Annotated in this window: 8 protein-coding genes, 1 tRNA gene and 1 pseudogene; 5 read left to right on the top strand and 5 right to left on the bottom strand. The window is 31.3% G+C overall.

The features are described from left to right. From AOQ87_RS02650 to rpsU, 3 genes are all read right to left on the bottom strand, one after another. On the bottom strand, positions 1-250 hold a 250-nt coding region (locus tag AOQ87_RS02650), incomplete at its 3' end, for an RNA polymerase sigma factor region1.1 domain-containing protein (RefSeq protein ID WP_420885305.1). Positions 251-315: 65 nt separating this feature from the next. Beyond that, a complete protein-coding gene (gene dnaG, locus AOQ87_RS00080) occupies positions 316-2,124 on the bottom strand; it encodes a DNA primase (protein ID WP_080626423.1) in 1,809 nt (602 codons plus the stop codon). A gap of 36 nt (positions 2,125-2,160) precedes the next feature. Continuing rightward, on the bottom strand, positions 2,161-2,406 hold the full coding sequence (gene rpsU / locus AOQ87_RS00075) for a 30S ribosomal protein S21 (protein ID WP_039719594.1): 246 nt from the start codon (positions 2,404-2,406) through the stop codon (positions 2,161-2,163). Positions 2,407-2,590: 184 nt separating this feature from the next. Between rpsU and tsaD the strand changes: the two genes are divergently transcribed. Then, a complete protein-coding gene (gene tsaD / locus AOQ87_RS00070) occupies positions 2,591-3,619 on the top strand; it encodes a tRNA (adenosine(37)-N6)-threonylcarbamoyltransferase complex transferase subunit TsaD (protein WP_080626422.1) in 1,029 nt (342 codons plus the stop codon). Positions 3,620-3,720: 101 nt separating this feature from the next. Further along, positions 3,721-4,077 carry a dihydroneopterin aldolase gene (folB, locus tag AOQ87_RS00065; RefSeq protein ID WP_080626421.1) on the top strand — a complete coding sequence of 119 codons (357 nt, stop codon included), beginning with the start codon at positions 3,721-3,723 and terminating at the stop codon, positions 4,075-4,077. 32 nt (positions 4,078-4,109) lie between these two features. On the opposite strand, the gene AOQ87_RS00060 is transcribed toward folB, so the two are convergent. Continuing rightward, positions 4,110-5,324, bottom strand: a complete 1,215-nt coding sequence (locus tag AOQ87_RS00060) for a tRNA nucleotidyltransferase/poly(A) polymerase-related protein (protein ID WP_039719597.1) — start codon at positions 5,322-5,324, stop codon at positions 4,110-4,112. Positions 5,325-5,820: 496 nt separating this feature from the next. Between AOQ87_RS00060 and AOQ87_RS00055 the strand changes: the two are divergent. The 3 genes and pseudogenes from AOQ87_RS00055 to ssb all read left to right on the top strand — a co-directional run. Further along, positions 5,821-6,671, top strand: a pseudogene (locus AOQ87_RS00055) (bifunctional heptose 7-phosphate kinase/heptose 1-phosphate adenyltransferase); the annotation flags it as partial. A gap of 138 nt (positions 6,672-6,809) precedes the next feature. Then, positions 6,810-7,199, top strand: coding sequence for an adenylyltransferase/cytidyltransferase family protein (locus AOQ87_RS02645; RefSeq protein ID WP_320408868.1), 390 nt, complete (start codon positions 6,810-6,812; stop codon positions 7,197-7,199). A gap of 262 nt (positions 7,200-7,461) precedes the next feature. Next, positions 7,462-7,956, top strand: a complete 495-nt coding sequence (gene ssb / locus AOQ87_RS00045; RefSeq protein ID WP_039719598.1) for a single-stranded DNA-binding protein — start codon at positions 7,462-7,464, stop codon at positions 7,954-7,956. Positions 7,957-7,999: 43 nt separating this feature from the next. On the opposite strand, the gene AOQ87_RS00040 is transcribed toward ssb, so the two are convergent. Then, a tRNA-Asn gene (locus AOQ87_RS00040) sits at positions 8,000-8,072 on the bottom strand. Between the last annotated feature and the right edge of the window lie 88 nt (positions 8,073-8,160).

Below are 8,160 nucleotides of genomic sequence, written 5' to 3'. Positions count from 1 at the left end.
GGGTAGCGGCTTCCACGGTTTCTTCATCCGTACCGTTTGTTGGATCCGTTAATATGAGATCATCTTCGTCTGGAACTTCTTCTGTAATTCGAATTCCCATGTCGTTTATTGTTTGAATAATGTCTTCTATTTGATCAGAATCTACTATATCTTCAGGAAGGTTATCATTAACTTCGGAATAAGTTAGATACCCTTTTTCCTTTCCTTTATTAACTAATATTTTTAGCTGAGATTTAGGGTTGTGATCCATAATAAATCCTTATTTTATACCTATCAATAATTTAATGAATTAAAAGATCAATTTATGAAGTTAAATTATAAGTTAAAATATCTTAAAGTTTTTGAGCATACCTTATATGAATCATTCATCTTTCGAGAAGTTATGTTCGAAACTTCTTGTTTTTCTTGTATTGTTAAACCGATTTTCCTCTCTTTAGAGATCAAAAAATCCAATCTTTTATCTAACGCAAAAGAAATGAGATGAAGTATTGCATCTTCAAAAATTTTCTTTTCGATATCTTTTTCGATGAAAAAATCGTAATTTTTTGAAATTTCCTCAAATTTTTTGAATAGTAAATCATTTCTAAAACGTTCTTTTAATCGATGTGTATCAATATTAGGATAATTTCTACAGGTTTCAAAGATCTTTACAAAAAGTTTTGTTCCTAACAGTCTCGTATCTCTGTATCCAGAAATACTAAAATTTGGAAACAGATTGGCAAAATTTGGATTCCTGACTAATAATTTTATCAAGAGCAATATCGTTCGTGATTGATTGTTAGATCTTCTTATTTCAAGGAAATTTCTTATAGAATCTTTTTTAAGATTTCCTTTAGTATTTTTTTCTCTTATAGGAACTCCTATGATTCTACTAAGTTCATTAAACATGCACTTCTTGAAAACATACCCTGGTATCTTACAAATAATTGGGGAAACTAAAGTACTAAACTTTGCTTTTCCTTCGTTGTTACTTAAGTCTATTCTTTTTTTTAATCTATTAAATAAAAAAGAAGATAGTAACTGAGACTCTTCTATTCTTCTTTCAAAACCTGCCTTTCCTTCTTCCCGAATCATCTTATCAGGATCATATCCTTTTGGAAGAAACATAAACTTTACCTGCCGATTATCTTCCATATGTGAAATGATTGTATTCAATGTCCTCCACGCTGCGGAATATCCTGCTTTATCTCCGTCGAAACAGAATACTACGGAACTCGTGAATCTAAAGATCATCTTTATGTGGTCTTTTGTTAAAGATGTTCCAAGAATTGCGACTGCATAGTTGATATGAAATTGTTTTAGAGATATCACATCTATATATCCTTCTACCACAAGTAATTTTGGGGGATTACAGCATTCTTTTATTACTTCATATATTCCATACAGAAATTGTCCTTTTTTAAATATGATGCTGTCCGGAGAATTGATATATTTCGGGTGAAGATAATTCAATGATCTTCCGCCAAACGCAACTACCACACCTCTTATGTTTCTAATAGGAAAAGTTATTCTATTATGAAACATGTTTGAATATTTTCCTTTTTTATCCACCCTAAGAATTCCAACCGATTGAAGATGATATAAATAGTCATTTATTTGAACAAGTTTTTCTTTCATCTTGTTCTCAAGGAAAGATCCGAAACCTATTGAAAAATGTTCTATCATCTTCTGATTTAAACCTCTTTCTTTCAGATATTTCTTTGCTGCATAAGACAAACGATACTTCCAAGAATCTACAAAAACTTCGTTTATTCCCTTTAAAATCTGGTAACATCGATATTTCTGGTTATCTTTTTGAATGTGATAATCTGAGAGATCTTCATAAACTATATCCAGACCATTGATTTCAGAAAGTTCTTTAACAGCTTCAATAAATCCTATCCCTTTGTAAGTTATTAAAAAATCTATTGAGTTTCCATGAACATTACATCCGAAACAATAGTAGAATCTTTTCTCTTTGCTTACCGTAAAAGACGGAGTGTTTTCATGATGAAATGGACATAGAGCTACATAATTTTTCCCTTTTTTTTGAAGATTTATACTACTTTGAATCAACTCTACAATATCTGTAGTGGTGATCAGATCTTTTACGAATTCACTTGATATTTTTCTAATCTTAAACATGCTATGTTTATGANATTATTAGTTTCAAACAATCTTTTATCGATTTCTCCTTGATGTATTCGAATATAGTACAAAAGATCGTCTTCTTGAACTTTCTCTTGCTGCTTTTTTTACATATCTCTTTATAGAAGAAGCTTTTTCTCGTTTTCTAACTGTGGTAGGTTTTTCATAAAACTCCCTCTTTCGTACTTCTGCAAGTATTCCCGCTTTCTCGCAAGAACGTTTAAATCTTCGAAAAGCTAGGTCGAATGGTTCATTTTCTTTAACTTTTATTATAGGCATAAGTTCGACTTTCCATAAAGTTTAAAAATAAGTAGAATAGTAAGGGTTACGAATCGTAATCAAACTGTTCTATTCTATCGTAGAATGTACAAAATAATTTTATTATATCATATTAATGAACTTATTATAGAATATGTTTACAAATGATTCATTAATTAAATTTCAAGTATAGGTGAAAATATCTATGATGGTTCTTGGTATAGAGACTTCGTGCGATGATACTGGAGTTGCGATCTATGATCATAGGTTTGGATTGTTGTTTAATGAAACTGATAGTCAACATGATCTACACAGTCGATATGGAGGAATACTTCCAGAATTAGCTTCTCGAGAACATGCGGTTAAGATATCAAACTTAATTAAGTTAGCTATTACTAAAAAAAATACTATGACCAAAGAAAAGTTTAGCGCAATCGCTTATACAGCTGGTCCTGGATTAGCAGGATCGTTATTGGTTGGATCAGTATTTGCAAAATCATTAGCTTTTTCATTGAACGTTCCTGTCATTCCTATTCATCATATAGAAGGTCATATTTTCTCCGTTATGTTATGTCGAAATGAATGTCCAGATTTTCCTTTTTTATGTCTTCTAATCTCCGGAGGGAACACACAGATTGTGCTAGTCCGATCAGTTGGAAATTATCAGTTGTTAGGAGAATCCAGAGATGATTCAGTAGGTGAAGTTTTTGATAAAGTTGCTAGATATTTAGGATTGAAGTATCCAGGAGGTCCACTGATATCTTCTTTTGCGAGACGCGGGAATCCTGGAAAATTTCGTTTTCCAAGACCAATGATTAATTCAGATAAACTGGATTTTAGCTTTTCTGGATTAAAAACAAGTGTTCTAAACATCGTTCAAAGAAAAAAATTAGATTTTCAAGAAATTTGTGATGTAGCTTATGAGTTTGAGAGATCTGTAATAGAAGTATTAATAAATAAATGTAAAATAGCTTTAAACATTAAAAAAATCGGTGATTTAGTTGTCGTTGGAGGGGTTAGCGCGAACCCTAATATCAGATCTAAGATACAAAGTTCTATCGAAGAGATGGGTAAAAGAGTCTTTTTCCCTAAAATTGAATTCTGTACAGATAACGGAGCGATGATAGCATATTCAGGTATTTTAAGATTGAGGTATCGAGTAGAAAACTCTCCAATATTTTCAAAAAAAAGTATTGATACAAATTTGTCTATATCAGAATATTCAAAATTATGAATTATAAAACTTATTGAAATATTGTTTAGTTTGGTAATCGTATTGTTGTTTTATTCTGTTATGATTGGAATCGTTGAAATTTAATAAAAAATTGGTTTGTTATGAAGAAACTATTTATTGAAAAGTTATCAGTTTTTACGAAAGTTGGCGTTTATGACTGGGAAAAGAAAATAAAACAAAGATTATTAATAGACGTACAAATATTTCAAAAAGTACATCAAACTCTATTTCAGAATAAATCAGATTGCTATCTAGATTATACTATTGTAAGTGAAACTATCGTTGATTACCTTGAAAAGAACTCTTTTAAATTGATAGAAGATGTAGCCAGAGAGGTTTTAGATATTTTGTCTGATCAATTTCTTTGCAGTTGGATAAAAATCACAGTTTTTAAACCAAACGCTATACCAAGGGCAAAGGTTGTTGGAGTTTCTATTGAAAGGAGTTTGAAAGATTAATATATGTGTGCGTTCGTTTTTCTTACTTTTTTCTAGCTTATAACTTCTTCTATTTTTTTTAGTCTATCCGTCAAAATTTTTTTACGTATTTCTTCTTTTTTCATTTTTTTAAATTCGATGTTTGAAAAATTTTTTGAAATGACGCTCTTGAATATCTTTCGAAGTAATTCTCCTTTAGGATAAGAGCATTCAACCTCTAGTCCATTTTTAACCAGATAATGTGATTTGCATACTGTAATTAGGTGATCTAAATTTTTTGGTTTTCTCCAAACATCTAACTGATTAAATATGTACATGATTACGTTACTTTTAATTTTTTCAATTTTTTGAACGAATAGATGAACTTTAGCGAGTACAACGGATAGTCTTTTCGTCTTGTTTGGAACTCTAATTCTGTTGCATAGATTTTCAATCATTCGTATCGAGTGACCTATTTTTTTTTCTTGGATTGGTTCGTTGCAAAAAAAAATGGTGAAATTGCTACATAAAGAAGCGAATCTTACGTCTATTCTTTCCGTTAGCAGAGCTGATTTTTTTAAAACGTGAAAAATATATCTCCTTCTATTGATTAATGGAATATTAGAGCATTTTTTTTGACATTGTGTTAGAAGAAATTGGAGCTCTGGAAAGAACGTTGATAGAGATCCACACTGGAAAAGCATTTTAAAATACATATGTGGAGAAGAAGTAGATAGCGCTTTTTTAGTTTCTGTCCAGATCCTTTCATTACTAATGGTTTTTGTTTCTTCTTGAGTCGCCATCTCTTTAATCATCTTCCAAGTTTCATGAAAGATAGTGAACTGATATTTCGATAATTTTGCATACAATCTCGCTGTTCTTAAAATTCTAATGGGATCTTCCAAGAAAGATTTAGAAACATGTTTCAGTAGCCTATTATTGATATCTTGTATTCCAGAGAAAGGATCTATTATCCTTCCTTCCGTTGTTTTGGCAATCGCATTAATCGTTAAATCTCTTCTAGATAAATCTTCTTCTACAGTTACGGAAGGAGAACTGAAAGATTGAAATCCTGTATAACCGAATCCAATTTTTCGATCGATTCTCGCAAGAGAATATTCTTCTTTGGTAATCGGATGTAAAAATACTGGAAAATCTCTTCCAACCTGCTGAAATCCAAGTCGAATCATTTCTATAGGATCACTTCCTACGACCAACCAATCTCTATCTGAAATAGGGAGACCAAGTATTTGGTCTCTCACAGCCCCTCCGACTAAGTATACTTTCATATTATACGATTAAATGTATGTACTAAACTTTGAATATCTCTTAACTGTTTAATGATCCATCATATTTGCGATGCTAATGTGTAATGGTGTCTTTCCGAGATTGATTATAGAACACGTCAAGTTATGTGTAAATTTTCGTATTTATTCATAATAAAGATCACTATGTGATTGTATAATCGAAATATGAAATATAAAGGGTCGGAAAAATAATATTATCAATCTCTCATCTTTATGTAATCTTATCGATTATAACGATATATCTTCGTTCTATTAAGTTGGATAACATTTACTTGCAACAATACGGTTTTTATAAAACTTAGAAAAGCTTTACCGGTTTTTATAGAAAATTCTGTAAATAATGGTGTGACCATTATCGAATGAGGAATCTCGGATACAATTAGAGATATAATCTGATAAACGTGAGAAGTGGTGATATTCTTAAAGAATGTATCGGTTGATTCTATAATCTATACGAAATATTTTATGAGAGGAGAAGATGAAATTTTCTATACCTGATTTTAAAAAGAATAGTATTTTGGTGGTTGGTGATATTATTTTGGATAACTATTGGTATGGATCGGTTGAAAAAATTTCAAAGGAAGTCCCTATTCCTACAATAAACATAAAGGATAAACAATCTGAATTAGGAGGAGCTGCTAATGTCGCTGCAAACATAGCTAAGTTGGGAGCAAAAGTTTTTTTGGTTGGAATAATTGGAAAAGATAGATCTTCTGAAATAATTAATAAAAAATTGATCGAATTAAACATTTCGTTCGATCCAATAGTACATTCGAGTTATCAAACTGTGACCAAATTTAGAGTACTTTCTAGAGATTATCAACTAGCTAGAATAGATTTTGAAGATGAAATAGGAGAAAATAGTTTGAGATCGCTAGATGTTTTAAAAAGGATAAGAAAGAGCATACCATTCGTACAAGCTGTTGTTTTGTCAGATTATGGGAAGGGAACTCTACGTGAAGCATCTAAAATTATTAATTTTGTAAAGGATTACAGGATACCAATTTTAGTGGATCCATACGGAAAGGATTTTATGAGATATAAAATGTCTACAGTACTTACCCCGAACTTAGAAGAATTTGAGTCGGTTGTAGGAAAGTGTTCAAACGATTCTGAAATAGAAGAGAAAGGTTTTGATATGATCGATACTTTATCGTTAAAAGGTATATTAATCACGAGATCAGAGAAGGGTATGTTGCTATTATATGATAAAGTAAGTTCTATCTACCTTCATTCGCGAAAAAAGTACGTAATGTTGCTGGGGCAGGAGATACCGTGATCGCAGTATTATCGGCATCTTTATCATCTTCGAAATTGAGTTTAGATCAGTGTTGTTTCCTATCTAACGTAGCTGCTTCTATCGCTGTAGAGAAAAAAAGTACTTCTCGCGTGTCGATACGAGAGTTAAAGGAAAGAATTTATTCAAGAAGGAGATCTCGAAATTTTGGGATCATTCATAAAGATCAAATGAAAGAAACTTTAAACATTTGCAAACTTTTGAATGAAAAGATTGTAATGATCGATGGATTTTTTGATGAAATTCACTTCTCTTGCATTCGTTTTTTAGATAAAGCTCGAAGTTTAGGGGATCGTTTAATTGTTGCGATCAATAGCGATATATCAGTTGAAAAGTTGGCCATGAAAAGTTCTATTGTTTATTCTTTGGAAGAGAGAATGGAGGTTTTATCTAAATTGAAATCAGTAGATTGGATCATTCCTTTTGATGAAAAAACTCCAGAGGATTTGGTTAGAGAGATTAAACCAGATATATTTGTGAAGACTGATGATCGTTATCTTCGAGATATTTCTTGGATTAATAACATACTTTGTGATGTTGGAGAGGTGAGGGTTATATAATTTTTAAGAACATTGATTTAACCTTACGAAACTTGTATTCTAGAATTAGGACTATTTTTCTAAAAATAGTCTATGTAAGTTATCTCTTTCTTCATGACAATACTTTGTTGGTGTTTTTCGAACAGTAATTGTTGAAAGAGTTTCACTTTTCGTTCTTATGTTTATATAATAAGAACATTCGAATGGATTGATCGTATATTTCGATTTGATCACATTTTTAGTTAACTATAATAAAACCTTTTAAGTTGGGAGTAATTTATAAATGGCTAGCAGAGGTATAAACAAAGTAATATTGATCGGTTACTTGGGTCATGATCCAGAAATTCGGTATATGCCGAACGGAAATGCCGTAGCGAATCTTTCGTTAGCAACTTCTGAAAACTGGAAAGATAAACAAACTGGAGAGATAAAAGAACGTACAGAATGGCATAGAGTTGTAATCTTCGGTAAGCTTGCTGAAATTTCTGGTGAACATTTAAAAAAAGGTTCTCAAGTGTATATTGAAGGTTCTCTACAGACGAGAAAATGGCAAGATCAGAATGGGCAAGATCGATATAACACTGAAGTTATTGTAAATATCGGTGGAACGATGAGGATGCTAGGTTCTAAAATTTCGTTAAATCATCAGGACGGATTACATTCTCAGAAAGATAAGGCGGTTTGGGATCAGAATGGTAAAATCTCCGAGAAGATGAGCCACTCTAACGAAGATGATAAGGAGCAATCTATAGAGTTTGATGATGACATTCCGTTTTAGCTCTTTTTTAATTTTTATTTAGTAAAATAGACAACANAAAACACTCCTCCAACTGGATTCGAACCAGTGACATACGGATTAACAGTCCGCCGTTCTACCAACTGAACTATGGAGGATTTTTTATCTACTAATATATTACTAATAAAATCTTTATAGTCAATGTTTTTTTTGATTTTATTCTTAATAATTTTTATCAAAACATCA

The organism is Candidatus Riesia pediculischaeffi, assembly GCF_002073895.1.
GTDB lineage: Bacteria > Pseudomonadota > Gammaproteobacteria > Enterobacterales > Enterobacteriaceae > Riesia > Riesia pediculischaeffi.
Note: the sequence above shows the minus strand (reverse complement) of the source record. Positions and strands in the feature narration are given on the sequence as shown.